The 16,152-nt window shown below is 67.5% G+C and carries 1 protein-coding gene (running past one end of the window); it reads right to left on the reverse strand.

The features are described from left to right. Positions 1-16,152 carry part of the coding region annotated (locus LXT13_RS12400; protein ID WP_233372240.1) for an Ig-like domain-containing protein on the reverse strand (this coding region is incomplete at its 3' end). 26,204 nt of the annotated region lie beyond the right edge of the window, so 16,152 of the 42,356 annotated nt are shown.

Consider the following 16,152-nt stretch of genomic DNA (forward strand, 5'->3'; position numbering starts at 1 on the left):
CCCGGGGCGTTGATCGTCAGCGTCTGGCCGGCATGGATGGTGTAGCTGTCGGCAGCGGCCACCGGGGCGGCATTGGTCACGGCGATCTTGACGAGCGCCGTGGCCGTTCCACCGTTGCCGTCGGCCACGGTGTAGCTGAACTGCGTGTTGCCGGTGAAGCCCGCCTTCGGCGTGAAGACCAGCTTGCCGTCCGCGCTGATGGCTGCCGTGCCTTGCAGCCCGGTCTGGTCGATGGTCGTCACGCTCAGTGCATCGCCATCGGCATCGGTGTCGTTGGCGAGCACACCCGGGGCGTTGATCGTCAGCGTCTGCCCAGCATGGATGGTGTAGCTGTCGGCAGCGGCCACCGGGGCGGCATTGGTCACGGCGATCTTGACGAGCGCCGTGGCCGTTCCACCGTTGCCGTCACTCACGGTGTAACTGAACTGCGTGTTGCCGACGAATCCGGCGGCCGGCGTGAAGACCAGTTTGCCGCTGCCATCGACCGTGGCCGTACCCTTGAGGCCCGTCGTTTCGATGCCCGTGACGGTGAGCGTGTCACCATCGGCATCGGTGTCGTTGCCAAGTAAGCCCGGCGCATTGATGGTGAGCGACTTGCCGGCATGGACGGTGTAGCTGTCGTCCTGCGCCGCGGGCACATGGTTGCTCTGCACGACGTTGACCGCGACCACCGCGCCGGTGAACGTGCCGTCCTCGTTGGTGGCCGAAGTCTTGATCGTGAAGCTGCCGGCCGCGGTGTAGACGTGCGTCGCGCTGGTCGCGGTGCCGGCGATGTTGCTGGTGTTGCCGTCACCCCAGACGATGGTCCAGCCGCTGATCGTGTCCTGGCCGGGGTCGACAGCGGAGAAGTTCAGCGTGTAGGGCTTGCCGGTGTCGGCGTTGGCGCTGCCCGTGGCTGTCAGCGTTGGCGCAACGTCGTGGACGACAACATTGAAGCTGGACGTGGACAGGCCGCCGGCACCATCGCTGGCCTGGACGGTGAAGGCATAGGTCGCCTCGCCGTCGGTGGCCTTCCAGGTGATGAGGCCGGAGCTGACGTCAATCGCGGCACCCGACGGGCCGTTGACCAGCGACCAGGTGATGGGTCCGGGGCCGTCAACATCGCTGGCCGACGCAGTGACGCTGAGTGTCTGGCCCTCGTTGAGGGTCTGCTGGCCGATGGCCGCGATGGCAGGCTTGTCGTTGACCGGGTTGACGACGAGGTTGATGGTGGCGATGCTGGACTTGCCACCCGGGTCGGTCACCTTGAACACGAAGCTGTCGATGCCGTTGTAGTCGGCACCCGGCGTGTAGGTCACCGCGCCGGTGGTCGGGTTCACGGCGCCGAGCGTGCCGTGGGCCGGACCGCTGACGAGCGCATAGGTCAGCGCGGCCCCCTCGGGGTCGGTCCCCGTCAGCGTGATGACCTTTGGCGTGTCTTCGTCGACCTGCACCGCCTGGCCGTTGGCCACTGGCGGGTCGTTGAACTCCATGTGCAGGGCCAGCGTGCTTGGCGCGTGGGTGCCGTCCTCGTCGATTGGCGAGACCTTGACGGTGTAACTGCCATCGACGTTGGCGAAGGTGTGCGTCAGGCTGCCCGGGTTGCCGCTGATGGTCTCGGTGTTGCCGTCACCCCAGTCGACCAGTAACGAGGTGATGGTGTCGGTGCCCGGGTCGGTCACCGTGTAGGTGAAGGTGTAGGCCTGGCCGGCGACACCATTGCCCACGCCGCCCACAGTGTTGGGAGCGGTAAAGGCGAGCTTGGGATCGACGTCCTTGACCAGGATCTTGAACGCGAGGTCGGCGCTGCGGTTGGGTGTGCCGCCGTCGCTGACGCGCACCAGGATGTCCACGTTGCCCGGGCCGTCCGTGGGCGTCCACTTGAACAGGCCGGTGGCGGCGTCCAGCGTGGCGCCGGACGGTCCGCTGAGCAGCATCCAGGTCTTGGACGGGCCGTCCGGGTCGGTCGCACTGAGCTGGACCTGGATGAGACTGCCTTCGTTGACCGTCTGGTCTGCCACCGGCGCGATGACCGGCGCGTCGTTGACGTTGAGGACCGTGAGGCTGAACGTCGCGGTGTTGGACGTCGCCGCATTGCCCAGGGCGCCATCTGGGTCGCCCCGATCCTTGGCCCGCCAGGTGAAGCTGTCGGCGCCGATGTAGCCGGCGTTCGGCGTGTAGACCCAGGCGCCGCCGGCGCCTTGCGTCAACGTGCCGTGGGCCGGGCCGGTAACCAGCTCGAAGCTCAGGTTGGCACGCGCGGTCTCGTTGTCGGCCGCGGACAGCAGCAGGTTGAGGCTGCCACCCTCGTTGACGGAGCCTGACTGGTTTTGCGCGACCGGCGCGGTGTTCGTGGGCGTGATGTGGAGGGTCACAGTCGCCGAGGAGACGCCGGTCTTGCCGTCGTCCACCTTGAAGACGAAGCTGTCCGGGCCGTTGTAGTCGGCGTCAGGCGTGTAGGTCAGCTTGTGCGTGACCGGGTCGATGGCCGACAGAGTGCCGTGCTGCACATCGGTCGGGATGGTGTAGGTCAGCGTGTCGCCATCGGCATCGGTGCCGACCAGCGTGATCTCGACGCTTCCGTTCTCGGCCACGGACACGGTGGCGGCGGCGGCCACCGGCGCGTGGTTGGTGCTGCGGTCGATGGTGAAGGTGCGGACGTAGTCGCCGCCCGGCGCGCCATTGCCATCGCCATCCAGCGCGTTGCCAGCCGTGTCGAAGATGGCCTTGGTGCCGGACAGCGTCAGGCGGTACTTGCCTTCGGCCAGCACGTTGCCGAAGTTCAGCGTCAGGCTGGTCTCGGGGAAGCTGTAGAACGGGCTGAGCTTGACGATGACGTCGTCACCCGTGTCGAACTGGCCGTCGGCACCGGCCGCGCGCAGCTCGTAGTTGGCCGGGCTGCGTGCAGAGACGCCGTTGAGCGCCTCGCTGAAGTCGACCTGCACTGACGAGAAGGCCAGCGCCGTCGTGCCGCCGTTGGCTGGCAGCTGCGAGATGTTGACCACCTTCGGCCCGGTCGTGTCCCCGGACGCCCCCTGGAACTCATAGGCGCCGATGTCGTAGTAGACAAGGCCCGGCGTGGGCGTCCACACCAGCGAGTTGGCACTGGCGAGGTTGGCCTGGCCGTCGTAGCTGGCCAGCACGTAGGTGAAGCCGTTGCCGGCGGACAGGCCCACGGTCGGCGTGAGGCCAGTGTTGCCGGCACCGTAGTCGAAGCGGATCGTGCCGTCTGCATTCAGCGTCAGGGCCACGTTCACGTCGGTCGTGGTGCCCTCCAGCTTGGCGGCCCAGCGCACGGTGATGCTGGTGGCCGTCTGGCTGACGTAGATGTCCTTACCGCTGCTGTAGGTCTCGAGGTTGTCCCACAAAGGCGCAATGCGGACATTGCGCAGCAAGGCCTCGGTGCTGTTGGCGTTGGCGCTGTAGGGGGAGTCCGGGCCGGCGAACTGGACAAAGCCATTCGCGCTGACGGTCATCTTCGTGTAGGTCTTGCCGTAGAAGCTGAAGCTGAAGCCCAGGTCCTGGTCGAAGGCGTAGTCCCCGGTGCGGAAGCCCTTGGCCGTGCCGCCGGCGGTGAACAGGCTGGCGCCCTGGTCGGCCGGCACGAAAAGATCCCAGCCCGCGCCGCGGTTGGCAACGTCAGGGTCGTTGCGACGGTCGCGGCCCTCGATGTCCTTGGGCGGCGCGAAGAAGGCGTTGGCCGCATCGATGGCCGGCGAGAAGGCGTCGAGCTCGAAGTTGTCGTCGGCGCCGTTGCCGGTGGACAGGCCCTGCTCGCCGAGGATGTTGTCGGCGCCGTCGATGTCGAGGAAGTTCGGATTGCCAGTGACGGAGTTGGCGTCCTTGGCCGAGGCCGTCTGCCATGCTGCCAGCGTGGCCTGCGTCGCGCCGTTCCACAGGCCGATGAAGGCGTTGGCGGCCGGGCCGCGGTACAGCAGGTTGTAGTTGCTGACGAGGCCGGCCTGGCTGTTGCTGTCCACGCTGATGCCGTAGCCGGCATCGACCCGCAGGATGTTGTTGACCAGCACCACGTTGGAGGCGCTGCCCGTCAGGCGGACCCCCTCTCCCACCGTCTGCAGGATGGTGTTGTTATAGAGACCGTCGCCAGCATCCGGTGTGTGGCCGCCCTGCACGCGCACGCCCTGGTTGGTGTTGGCGTAGATGACGTTGTTGACGAGGCGGCTGTAGCCGGTGTCGATGACGCCGACCGAGTTGCTGTAGATCCGGTTGCCTTCCACCAGCGCGTCGTACACCTGCATGCCGGTGGTGTTGGCGTAGATGGCGTTGCCGCGGATGGTGATGTAGTAGGTGCCGTTGATGCCGGTGCCGTTGTGGTGGATGAGGTTGCCCTCGAGCACCGTGCTGCCGGAGTAGTAGTGGATGCCGTCGCCGGCCTGGTTGTAAACCTCGTTGTTGCGGAAGGTGTTGGCGGTCCCGTAGTCCGCCGACATGCCGACGCTACTGTTGTCGTGGACCTTGTTGCCGAGGGCGAGGTTGTTGGTGCCGCTGTAGAAGTACAAGCCGGTCGCGTTGTTGCGGATGTCGTTGTTCTCGACGCGGTTGCCCGTCGCGTTCTCGAGGTAGATGCCGCGGCCGGCGTTGTTGCGCAGCACGTTGTCGGCGAACAGGTTGGTGTCGTTGCTGGCGCCGAGCCAGACGCCGTCCTGGGTGGCGCTGCTGATCTCGTTGGCGCGCAGCGTGTTGTTGTCGCTGTCCGCGTTGGCGTCGAAGACGACGTTGTAGCCCGCACCGGTCAGGCCCAGGTGATCGATGGTGACGTTGTCGGCACCGTTGAACTCGACGGTGTAGGCCGCCGTGCTGGTGTTGCCGCGGCTGATGACGGACTGATGGCCGACGCCACTGGCACCGCTGATACGCACCCCCGAGTCGCTCTCATCGAGCACGGCGTTGGTGAAGATGCGGTAGTTGCCGGTGTCGATGTGGACGACGTCGCCCGGGTTCAGGTTGTAGGCTCGCAGCAACGCGGTGAGGCTGGCCATCGGGTGGGCCGCGTCCTTGCCGCTGTTGAGGTTGTTGCCGATGGCCGTCGTGCTCTCGTCACCGGTGAGGCTGCCGTCGTTGACGTAGAAGTCGGTGCCGTCGTTGGCGATGAGGAAGGGCTCGTCGGACACGTCCTGCGCGGCGACGGTGCCGTCGCCACGGCGCAGCACGGCGCGGATGAGCGCGGTGTTGCCGTCGGTGGTCTGCTCGGGCGTCCAGCTGTAGCGGCCGTTGCCGAAGCGGTCCATCGTGAGGCCTGTGGCGAGCGTCTGCCAGCTGCCGCCGTTGTCGAGGCTGGTCTGCAGGTCGACCGTGGCCTGCGGGTCGGCGGCCGGCACGACGCGCAGGACTTCGATGCCACTGATCTCGGCGCCCCAGCCGGCGGTCTTGGTGATGAGATCGAGGTTGATGCCCTTGCCGCCGCTGGCGACGACGTCGAACTGGCGCACGACGGCCTTGAAGTTGGCCCCCGCGGCGGCGCGGATGTCGAAGTTGCTCTGGACCGTATTGCCGTTGAGCTTGATGTCGAACTGGCGGTTGCCGGGGTTGGTGTAGACGTACTGCTCGGCGAAGTGCAGGCGCACGATGTACTGGCCATCGGACACCGGGAGGGCCCAGCTCAGGCCCTGCCCCACCGTGCCGTTGGCAAAGAGCTCGCTGCGGTAGACGGCATCCGGCGCCGGGTTGGTGACGCCGCTGGTGTCCACCGCACCTGTGAAGCTGGAATAGGTGTAGCCCTGGGTCTGGAAGGTGTTGCGCTGCCAGATGCCCAGCAGCGGGTCGGCCACCGGCCCGTCGTTGCCGGCGTTGATCAGCAGGGCCGGCTCGGTGCCGACGAGGCCGGCGGTGTGCCAGCTCACATCGATGGCCGTGCCGACCTCCAGCTTGGCGTAGCCGTCAGGGCCGCTGACCTGGATCATCGGCGCGCTGCTCTGGGTCGAATTGGCGGTGTTGCCGTAAGCGCCCATGTCGATGCGGGCGCCGTTGTTGAACGGTTCGTTGACGTAGATGAAGCTCGGGTCGCCGGCATCCACACCGGCCGCGCCAACCGGCAGGCGGAAGTCGTCGTCGCCGGCGGTGTCGCCCTGCACCCGCTGCAGCCGGATGGCATCGGCCGTGAACTTTCCGTAGGCGCCGGCGTCGCTGACGCGCACGGTCAGCGTGTTGCCGGTGATGACGACGGTAGAAATGTTGCGCCACGATACGCCGCTGGCGGTGAAGTCCGCCGGCAGGCTGTTCTGCGCCGTGCGCTGATAGCTGACCAGCTTGTCCGGGTCGACGATGCCGTCATAGATTTCGTACGGCGTGTTGTTGGCATAGCCGCTGGTGACGTTCCAAGTCGCAGCGATCTGGTACGTGCCCGGCGTGAGGTCCGTGAAGGTGTAGGTGGCGTAGTTGGCGCCGGTGCCGTAGAAATTGCCGCCGACTTCGCGTCGGTCCCCGCCGAAGCCGCCGTTGGTGGCAACCGTCGTGAAGCCGCCGGTGAAGCTGACGCCGATGTCGCCGTCGTCCAGCACGATGGCGTCACCCACGGGCGCGACCGACCAGCCGGCGCTGTTGTCGGCACCGTCGGCATCGACGAACTGCACCGCCGCCACGCGGCTGTGGATGTCGTTGCCCGTCTCGAACCGCCAGGTGACGAGGTTGTTGAAGTCCACCCCCTCCCAGTTGGTGCCAAGGATGGAGGTCGCGTCAGTGCCGCTGAAGAGGTTGTAGTCGCTGTCGAAGCCGCGTTCGGCGTTGCCCGGCACGTAGACGGCCACGCCGCCCGTCATGTCGAAGATGTTGTTGCGCAGGCGGACGTTGGTCGCGTTGGCTTCCACCTCGATCGCACGGCCGCCGGACTGGCGGATGGTGTTGTTGTAGAAGCCGTTGCGCTCGTCGCCGGAGCGGCCGTTGGCAATTCGCGCGGTAGCCGTGTTGCCCCAGAAGACGTTGTTGCGCACAAGGTCGCTGCCGGTGTCGCGCAGGCCCAGCGTGTTGTTGTAGACGCGGTTTTCCCAGATCGTGCTGCTCGACATCTCGATGCCGGTCGCGTTGCCGAAAACGCGGTTGCCGACGACATCCGAGCCGGAGCCGGTGATGCCGTAGGTGCCCAGGCTCAACGCATTGCTCTCGCCGCGGGCGTTGGTGAGGTTCAGGCCGGTGCCCGATTCCCACACGGTGTTGTTACGCGCCACGCCTTCGTACGTGAGCTGGATGCCGGTCGTGGTGTCGTGCACGCGGTTGCCGGAGATGACGGCGCCGTCGTTAGCCTCGTCGCCAGACGAGTAGGTGTAGATGCCCGTGTACTGGTTATAGACGAGGTTGTCGGTGATCTGCAGCCGGGTGGTGTAGGAGCCCTGGATGCCGGTCGAGTTGGCGTTGTCATGCACCGTGTTGCCGGCGACGACGACGTCATCGTTGTTGCTGCCGACATAGATGCCGCCGGTCGAGTTTCCGGTGACTTCGAGGTTCCTGATCAACACGCGATGCGAGCCGGTGTTGTCGTTCAGCACGACGCCCCACTGGCCACCGCTTAGCTTGAGGTTCTCGAGCCTGACGTCGGTCGCGCCCGAAATGCTGACGACGTACTGGCCGCCGTTGGTGTTGCCACGGTTGAGCTCGGTGACGCTGTGCAGCGCGCCGACGATGCTCACGCCCGAGTCCTTGGCCGAGAGGTTGAGGTTGGTGATGAAGTTGTAGCGGCCGGCGTCGACGAAGATGGTGTCGCCCGGGCCCACGTCGTAAGCGCGCAGCAGGGCCGACAGGCTGGCCATCGGATGCGCCGCGTCCTTGCCGCTGTTGGCGTTGTCGCCCACGGCGGTCGTGTACTCGTCGTTGGTCGTCGAGCCGTCGTTGACGTAGTAGACGTGACCGCCGTTGGCGATGAGGAAGGGCTCGTCGGAGGTGTCGGTGGCGGCCGTGCTGCCGTCGCCACGCACGGCGATCGCGCGGATGAGCGCCGTGTTGCCCGCGGTCGAGAACTCGGGCGTCCACGAGGTGCGGCCATTGCCGAAGCGGTCCATCGGCAGACCGGTGGCGATGGTGTTCCACGACAGCCCGTTGTCCAGGCTGACCTGCAGGTTGACCTTGGTGGCCGCGTCGCCGGTCGGCACGACGCGCTGCACCTCGATGCCGCTGATCTCGGCGCCCCAGCCGCTGGTCTTCGTGATGAGATCCAGGTTGATGCCCGTGCCGCCGCTGGCGGTGACGGTGAACTCCTTGACGACTGCCTTGAAGTTGGCACCCGCGGCTGCTCGGATGTCGAAGTTGCTCTGCACCGTCGTGCCGTTGAGCTTGATGTCGAACTGGCGGTTGCCTGGATTGGTATAGGTGTACTGCTCGGCGAAGTGCAGACGCACGACGTACTCGCCGTCGGTCACCGGCAGCGCCCAGCTCAAACCCTGCCCCACCGTGCCGTTGGCGAACACCTGGCTGCGGTAGACGGCATCTGGCGCGGGGCTGGCCACGCCGGAGGTGTCGACCGCGCCCGTGAAGCTGGAATAGGTGTAGCTCTGCGTCTGGTAGCTGTTGCGCTGCCAGTTGCCGAGAGCACCGCCGGCCACCGGGCCGTCGTTGCCGGTGTTGATCGCCAGCACCGGCTCAGTCGGCAGCAGGCCGGCCGAATGCCATTCGACGTCAACCGGCGTGCCCACCGTCAGCTTGGCGTAGCCCGTCGGCCCGGTGACCTGGATCATCGGCGCGGGGCTCTGCGTGGCCCCCGCCGTGTTGCCGTAGGCGCCCTGGTCGATGCGGGTACCGTTGTTCAGCGGCTCGCGGCTGTAGACGGACGTGGGGTCACCGCCATCCACGCCGGCAGAGCCCGCCGCCAGGTGGAAGTCGTCATCGGCGCCGCGGTCACCGACGATGCGCTGGACGCGCAGCGCATCGGCCACGATCTTGCCGTAGGCGCCGGCGTCGCTGACGCGCACCGTCAACGTGTCGCCGGTGATGACGATCGTGGTGAGGTCGCGCCAGTTGGCGCCATCCGCCGCGTAGTCGGCCGGCAGGGAGTTCTGGCCCGTGCGCATGTTGCGCAGAAGGTTGGAAGCGCTGGCCGCCCCGTCGTAGAACGCGTAGAGCGTGCTGCCGCTGTTGCCGGAGGTGCTGGCCCACGTGCTGGCCACCACATAGGTGCCGGGCCGCAGACCGGTGAAGGTGTAGGTGGCCGTGTTGCTGCCGTTGCCGGTCTGGAAGCCATTGGCCTCGCGGCGGTCGGCGCCGTAGCCCGGCGTGCCAGTGGAGACGGTCGTCCAGCTGCCGGTGAAGGTGACGCCCGCGTCGCCGTCGTCCAGGATGCGCGCGGCGCCGATGGGCGTCGTGGCCCAGCCGGAGGTGTTGTCGGCACCGTCAGCGTCGACATAGGTCGGCGCGGCGACGCGGCTGTGGGTGTCGTAGCCCGTCTCGTAGACCCAGTCCGGGCGGCTCGCAAAATCGCGGCCTTCCCAGCGCGTGAGCACCGTACCGCTCTGCTGTGCGAACAGGTTGTAGTCGCTCTGGAAGCCGTTCTCGCTGTTGGGGCTCACCGAGATGCCGAGCGCGCCGGAGCGCAGATCGAGGATGTTGTTGACGACCCGCGCGTTGCTGGCGTTTTCGACGAGCACCGCGGTGCCGCCGGTCTGCACGATGGTGTTGTTGACCAGGCCCTGCAGCTCAGTACCGTTGTGGCCTCCGTTGATACGCACGCCCGTGCCGGTGTTGTCCCAGACGAGGTTGTTCGTCACCAGCGTGCTGCCTGCCGCGTTGATGCCCAGCGTGTTGTCGTACACCCGGTTGCCGCTGGCCGTGAGGCTGCTGACGCTCAGGCCGGTGCCGTTGCCGTACAACGTGTTGTTGGTGACGGCCACGGAGCTGGCGTCGATGCCGGTGGTACTGCCCCACACCGTGTTGCCGCTGACACCGTACGAGCTGCCGGCGGAAATGCCGGTACCTGCGGCCCACACGGTGTTGTTGCGGATCCAGCCTTCGTAGCTCTGCTGGATGCCAGTGGTGACGTCGTGCACCTGGTTGTTGACGATGGTGGCGCCATCGTCCACCTCGTCGCCTGACGAGTACGTGTAGATGCCGGTGTACTGGTTGTAGATGTAGTTGCCGCTGATCAGCAGGCGGGTGGCGTACTGGCCCTGGATGCCGGTGGTGTTGGCGTTGTCGTGGACGAGGTTGTTCAGCACCTTGCCGTCGTCGATGTTCTGGCCGACGTAGACACCCCCGGAGCTGTTGCCAGTGATCTCGCTGTTGCTGAGCGTGAAGCGATGGGCCCCCGTGTTGTCGCTGACGACGAAGCCCCACTGGCCGCCGGTCAGCGTCACGCGGTCCAGCGTCACGTCGGTGGCGCCGGAACCTAGCACGAAGGCGTACTGGCCGCTGTTGGTGTTGCCGCGGTTCAGCACCGAGGCGTGGTTGACCGCGCCGCGGATGACGACGCCGCTGTCCTGCGCGTCGACCACCAGGTTGGTGGACAGGTTGTAGACGCCGCTGTCAATGAGGATGACGTCGCCCGGCTTGAAGTCGTAGGCGTTGAGCAGCGCCTGCAGCGAGGCCTTGGGCTTGGACGCACTGCGGCCATCGTTGGCGTCGTCGCCGACGGCGGTCGTGTACTCGTCGCCGGCGGTGGAGCCGTCGTTGACGTAGAAGATGCTGACCGTACTGGCCAGATTGAACTTGGCGTCGGACGTGTCCTTGATGGCCGGCTGGCTGGCGGAGCTGACTCGCAGCACGTAGTCGCCGCCCGGGAACTGGCCAGAGCCGGGCGTCCAGCTGTAGGCGCCGTCGTTGGCCTCGTCGGCCGCCACCGAGAACCAGTTGCTGCCGTCCAGGCTGATGTCGATGTTGACGTTGCCGGCAAAGCCGTCAGAGCGCCAGCGCACCGTGAAGGTCTCGCCCTCGGCCACGGTTTCGCCGCCGTTGGGCGACATCACGCGGACATAGACCGCCGGGCTCAGCGACGCGTACTTGGTGTTGCTGTCGGAGCCGATGTTGGCATAGCCGCCGCGCGGCGCGGGTTCCTGGTCAAACGGCTGGTCGGCCGCACCGCGGTCGATGCCTGTGCTGTCCTGCGCATCCCGCACCAGCGTGCCGGTCAGCAGCACCGGCAGGCCGTCGCTGCCCAGCACCGGCGCGAGCGACGCGCCGTGGAAGCTGCCCTGCGTGCTCCGGAGGTGGAAGTCGTCGTCGCGGCCGTCACTGGCCGTGCTGGCGTAGCCGAGGTTGCCATCGGCGCCGGTGATGTTGACGAACAGCGGATCGGTGGCCTGGCTGTCCAGATCCTGGAAGTTGGCCTGTCGCCAGGCGGTAAGCGTGGCGCGCTGCGTGCCCTGCCAGGTGCCGACGGCGCCCTGAACGATGTTGTAGTTGGACGTGAAGCCGTTCTGAGAGTTGCCGTCGATGTTCAGCGCCACACCGCCGGTGCCGGCCCACAGGATGTTGTTCAGGAACTTGGCATTGCTGGCCGAGCCGTACAGCTGCACGGCATCGCCGGTGGTCTGGTAGACCGTGTTGCCGATGAACTGCGGGCTGCTGCCCTGCAGCTGCACACCCACGTTCACGTTGCCGTAGATGAGATTGCTGCGCAGCACACTGTTGCCCTGGCTGTAGACGCCCAGCAGGTTGCTGTAGACCGTGTTGCCGGTGGCGGTGGCATTGCTCAGCCACAGGCCCGTGCCGTAGGTGTTGCCAGTGGCCGGATTGTTGGCGTAGATGCGGTTGTTGGTCACGAGACCACCGGACATCGCCAGGCCGTTGGCGTTGCCGTAGACGACGTTCTCGCGCGCCTCGCCACCGCTCATGCCGATGCCGTAGCTGCCGTTGCCCAGGTTGCCGCTGGCGACGTTGCCCTGCACCAGCGCGTTGCCCCCGAAGCTGGCGCCGCCGCTGCCGTTGTTCAGGAAGCGGTTGCCGAGACCGGAGCCCAGTGCACCGCCCACGAGGGCCTGCGCGCTGCCGCCCACGTTGTAGACGAGGCCGGTGCCGCTGTTGCCCTGGAACAGGTTGCCCTGCACACGCACCGCGCCGGGGTAGTACAGGTAGGCGCCATTGCCGATGTTGCTGGTCAGCGTGGAGTTGGTCAGGAAGCCGAGGCTGCCCTCGGCGTACAGGCCGCCCTGGCCGCGGTTGCGGCTGGCGCTGAGCTGGTCGATGCCGCCCAGCGCGCCCGACACGTAGAGCCCGGTCTGCGTGTTGTCGTGGACGTTGAGGCCCGTCCAGCTTTGCAGCGGCGCGTTGATCTGCGCGGCGTAGATGCCCTCGTTGACATGCCCGAACGCTTCGATGGCGTCGAGATCCATCGCGTCGGCGCCGCCGGTGATGAGCAGGCCGCGGTTGGCGTCTCGCAGCTGCAGGTGACTGAGGCTGACGAAGTCGGTGTCGGACAGGTCCAGCAGTGCCCAGGTGCGCTCGTTCGGCACGATGGGGAACAGCGAGGCGGTGTGGCCGGCCTGCGTGGGGCCGGTCAAAACGAAGCCCTCGTCGATCCCGAAGCCGCGCGAGACCGAGCCGGACAGCGTCAGCGATTCCAGGAACGCATAGTTGCCGGTGTCGACGTACAGCGTCGCGCCGGCCTGCAGGTCGTAGGTGCGGAACAGGTTGGTGACGTTGGGCTTGGGCGCGCCGGCACTCTTGCCGGTGTTGCGGTTGTCGCCCGCCGCAGTGGCGTACTCGTCGCCGGCGATCGAGCCGTCATTGACGTAGTAGGTCAGGCCGTCTTCCGGCACCGTGAAGGTTTCCTGGCTGCGGTCCAGCACGGCCGAATTCGTCACGAGGCTGATCTGGATGCGCAGGCCGTGCGTGTTGAAGTCGATGCCGCTGTTGCCGGGGATCCACGTGAACTGGCCGGAGTCTGGCGTGGCGCTGACGACGTTGGCGACCCACTTCGGGCCGTCGGCCGTGTCCTGGTAGACGTCGATGCGCACCGGCGAGTCGTCGGTGTTGCCGAACGTCTCCCAGGTGATGTTCATCGGCTTGAACTTCTCCCAGTCGACGTACAGGTCGGGCGAGCGCAGGTCGATGCGCGGCACGCCGCTGACCGGCAGATCGGTGGCAGCGTTGCCGTAGGCGCCGAGGTCGGCACCCTGGTTCTCGCTGACCTTGTAGAGGAAGGCCTGGTCGAAATAGCCGTCGGCGTTGCCGCCGGCCAGGCGGTTGGTCTTGAAGACGAACTCCACCGAGCGCGTGCCGAACGGCACGTCGGCGCGCTGGCCCACAAGCTCCCAACGATTGGTGGTGCCGCTGGCCTTGGCCACGGCCGTGGCCAGCGCGTCACCCGCCGCGTTGCGGAAGATGAGCTGCACCTCGCCGCTGTCCACGGGGCTCTCGACGCCCATGCGGATGCGGCCGCCGAACAGCAGCTCGAAGTCCTGGCTGTCGGCCTGGGCCGCCGTGAGGCCCAGCTGCGCCAGCGTGAACGTCTGACGCGCGAAACCGCCCGCCACGCCACCGGCGAAGTAGAAGTTGCTGCCCTCGTAGGCCAGCGGCGCATTGCCGCTCGGCGTCACGAACGCCTGCGAGCCGGCATTGACCTCCCACCCCGTCAGCCCGTTCTCGAAGCCGGGGTTGGCGATGAGGTTGACGTCCGCCGGGTTGCGTCCGTTGTCCATCAGCGCATTGCCCATGTCGACGCCGGGCGAGCTGAAGCGCTGCAGCGCCACCGGGTCGCGCAGGCGGAAGTCGTCTCCGATGACACTGACGAACTCTGGCTGCGCCCACGTCGGGTTCACGACCGTCGCGCCGATGGAGTGCAGGTCGAAGCGGGCGATGTCGGCCTGCCAGTCGAGGATGTCCTTGAAGTCCTTCGTCCAGAAGCCGACCTTGCCGGTGCCGGAGGCGAACAGGTTGTTGTAGTCGGAGTAGAAGCCGTAGCGGCTGTCGTTGGCCACAAAGAGGTCGTAGCCGCCCATGGCCCACATCAGGTTGTTCTGCACCTCGACTTCGGTGCTGTTGCCCTCGGAGCGCAGGTTGTCGCCGGTGACGGCGTAGAACGTGTTGTTGAACACCCGCACGTCGTTGCGCCCGGTGATCTGCACGCCCACCGCCGTGTTGCGATAGAACAGGTTGTGCAGGATTCGCTGCTCGCTCGTCGCGTTGACGGCAACGGTGTTGGCCGAGAAGCGGTTGAACTGGATCGTCCCGGTGAAAGCGTTCACGCCGGTGGCATTGGCCTCGATGAGGTTGGCGTGGTCCAGCGTCTCGCCGCCCAGCTGCCCGGCGCCGGTGACGCCCACCGTGTTGCCCCGCACGATCTGTCCCTGCATGAAGCCACCCGGCAGCAGCTGCACGCCGGTGCTGTTGGCCTCGAAGGTGTTCGGCCGGTCGACGGACGCGCCTACCCAGCCGAGCGCTGCCGAGCCGGCCAGGCCCGTCTTGACGCCGACCGTGGCGCCCGTGACGGTGTTGCCCGCCAGTTGGTTGCCGGCGGCGTAGTTGACGCCCAGCGCCCCGCCCTTGACGGCGTTGTTCTCGATGGGGCCGCCGAACGTCGCCAGCAGGTCGAGGCCGGTGGCCGTGCCCGTGGCGATGAAGGTGTTGCCCGCAATGCGGCCCGAGGCCGCCGAGCCGGCGACGACGCGCAGCGCCGCCGTGGAACCGGTGACGGTGTTGTCGCGGAGCTGCACACCCGTCGCACTGTCCAGCAGCACGCCGACGGCCCCGGAAATGGTGTTGAAGCGCAGGCTGGCACCGGCCACGCCGGCGGCGAGGCTCACGCCGCCCGTGAACGCATTGCCGAACAGCCGGGCGCCCTGCCCCGCCGTCAGGCTCACCAGGCCGGTCACGCTGCTGTCGCTGACGCCGGCGTTGTCACCGGCGATGGTGAGCGTCGACTGCAGCTTGATGTTCTGCAGCGTCACGCCGAAGCCGTTGATCGTCACGGCACTCGTGATGCTGCTGCCAGGCGCGCCCCAGATCGTCACGCCCGCATCGGCGGCCGACACCGTGAAGCCGGCCTGGCTGCCCTGCACGATGATCACGTCGCCCGCACCCAGCGCCTGGCTGTCGAGCAGGCTCTGCACCGTGGTCGCACCACTGGCCGTGAACACGCGCCCCACCGGCGCCGCGTCGGCGCGGACGAGGATTTCCGGCGATGCGGCCGACGCCCCGGCACTGGCGTCTGCCCACGCCAGCACGGCGCGGCCGCTGCCGTCCACGGCGAGGGCCAGCTGTTGCGGCTCGCCGCCCGTCTCGCTGATGCCGCTCCCGGCGCCGATGCCGCTGGCCTGACCGGGCAACACTTCCTCGAAGTGCTGGCTGGTGGCGTTCCATTGGCGCTCGTACAGGCTGCTGCCCGCATCGAGCAGCGGCGTGTTCACCCAGACGAGGCGCAGCGACGTGCCGCCTGCCGCGAGCTGCGGCAGGCCGGGTCGGCTGAAGTCGCGGATGACGTCGCGCACCGTCACGCCGCTGCTGCCGAGCTGCGCGGTGACGACGGTGGCGCCCTGGTCGGCCCAGGCCTGCCAGGCGATGAAGAGGCTGCCGCCGAAGTAGGCGACGCTCGGCTGGGCGTGGTAGGTCGTGTCGAGGCCGAGCGCCGTCTTCACGGCCGCGCCGCCGGACACGCCGGTGCCGCTGTCGGAGCCCGCAAGGCCGGCCCACGAGCCCGTGGCGACCGAACCGCCGGCGGCCGGCGTGAACTCGGTGACATAGACCTGGCGCAGCGACGTGCCCGGCTGCACCGCCGAGTACGCAACGGCCACCTTGCCGCCGCTGGCCGCCACCGAGAAGTCGCGCAGTTCGGTGCCGACGGCAAGCCCTGTGCCGGTGGGAGCCGACTGGCTGCCCAGCGCCACCCAGCTGCCGCCGGTGTAGATCTTGGCGTACAGCCGCAGGTTGCCCGCGGTGTCGTCCGTATAGACGATGACCGGGCCGCTTGCCGTCGCGACCAGCTTGGCCTGCACCGCATGGCCGTTGCTGGTGGCATCGGGCAGGCTGACCCAGCCGCTGCCGTCCCAACGTTTGACGACGATGTCGTGGCTGCCGTCGGCGAGCGTCTCGGTCCACGCCACGATGGGCGCGCCGGTGCCGTCGACCATCAGGGTCGGCTTGGCGGAGGCCGCGGCCGCGCTGGCCGACACGCCGCCCTGCGAGGCGCTCGTACCCAGCGTCACCCACCGGGTGCCGTCATGCTGGGCGACATAGATCTCGAAGTTGCCGTTGCGGCTGTCGCTCCAGGCCACGAACCGCTCGCCGGCCGGGCCGGTCGCC

Source organism: Pelomonas cellulosilytica (assembly GCF_021353265.1).
In the GTDB taxonomy this organism is placed as follows: Bacteria; Pseudomonadota; Gammaproteobacteria; order Burkholderiales; family Burkholderiaceae_C; genus Pelomonas; species Pelomonas cellulosilytica.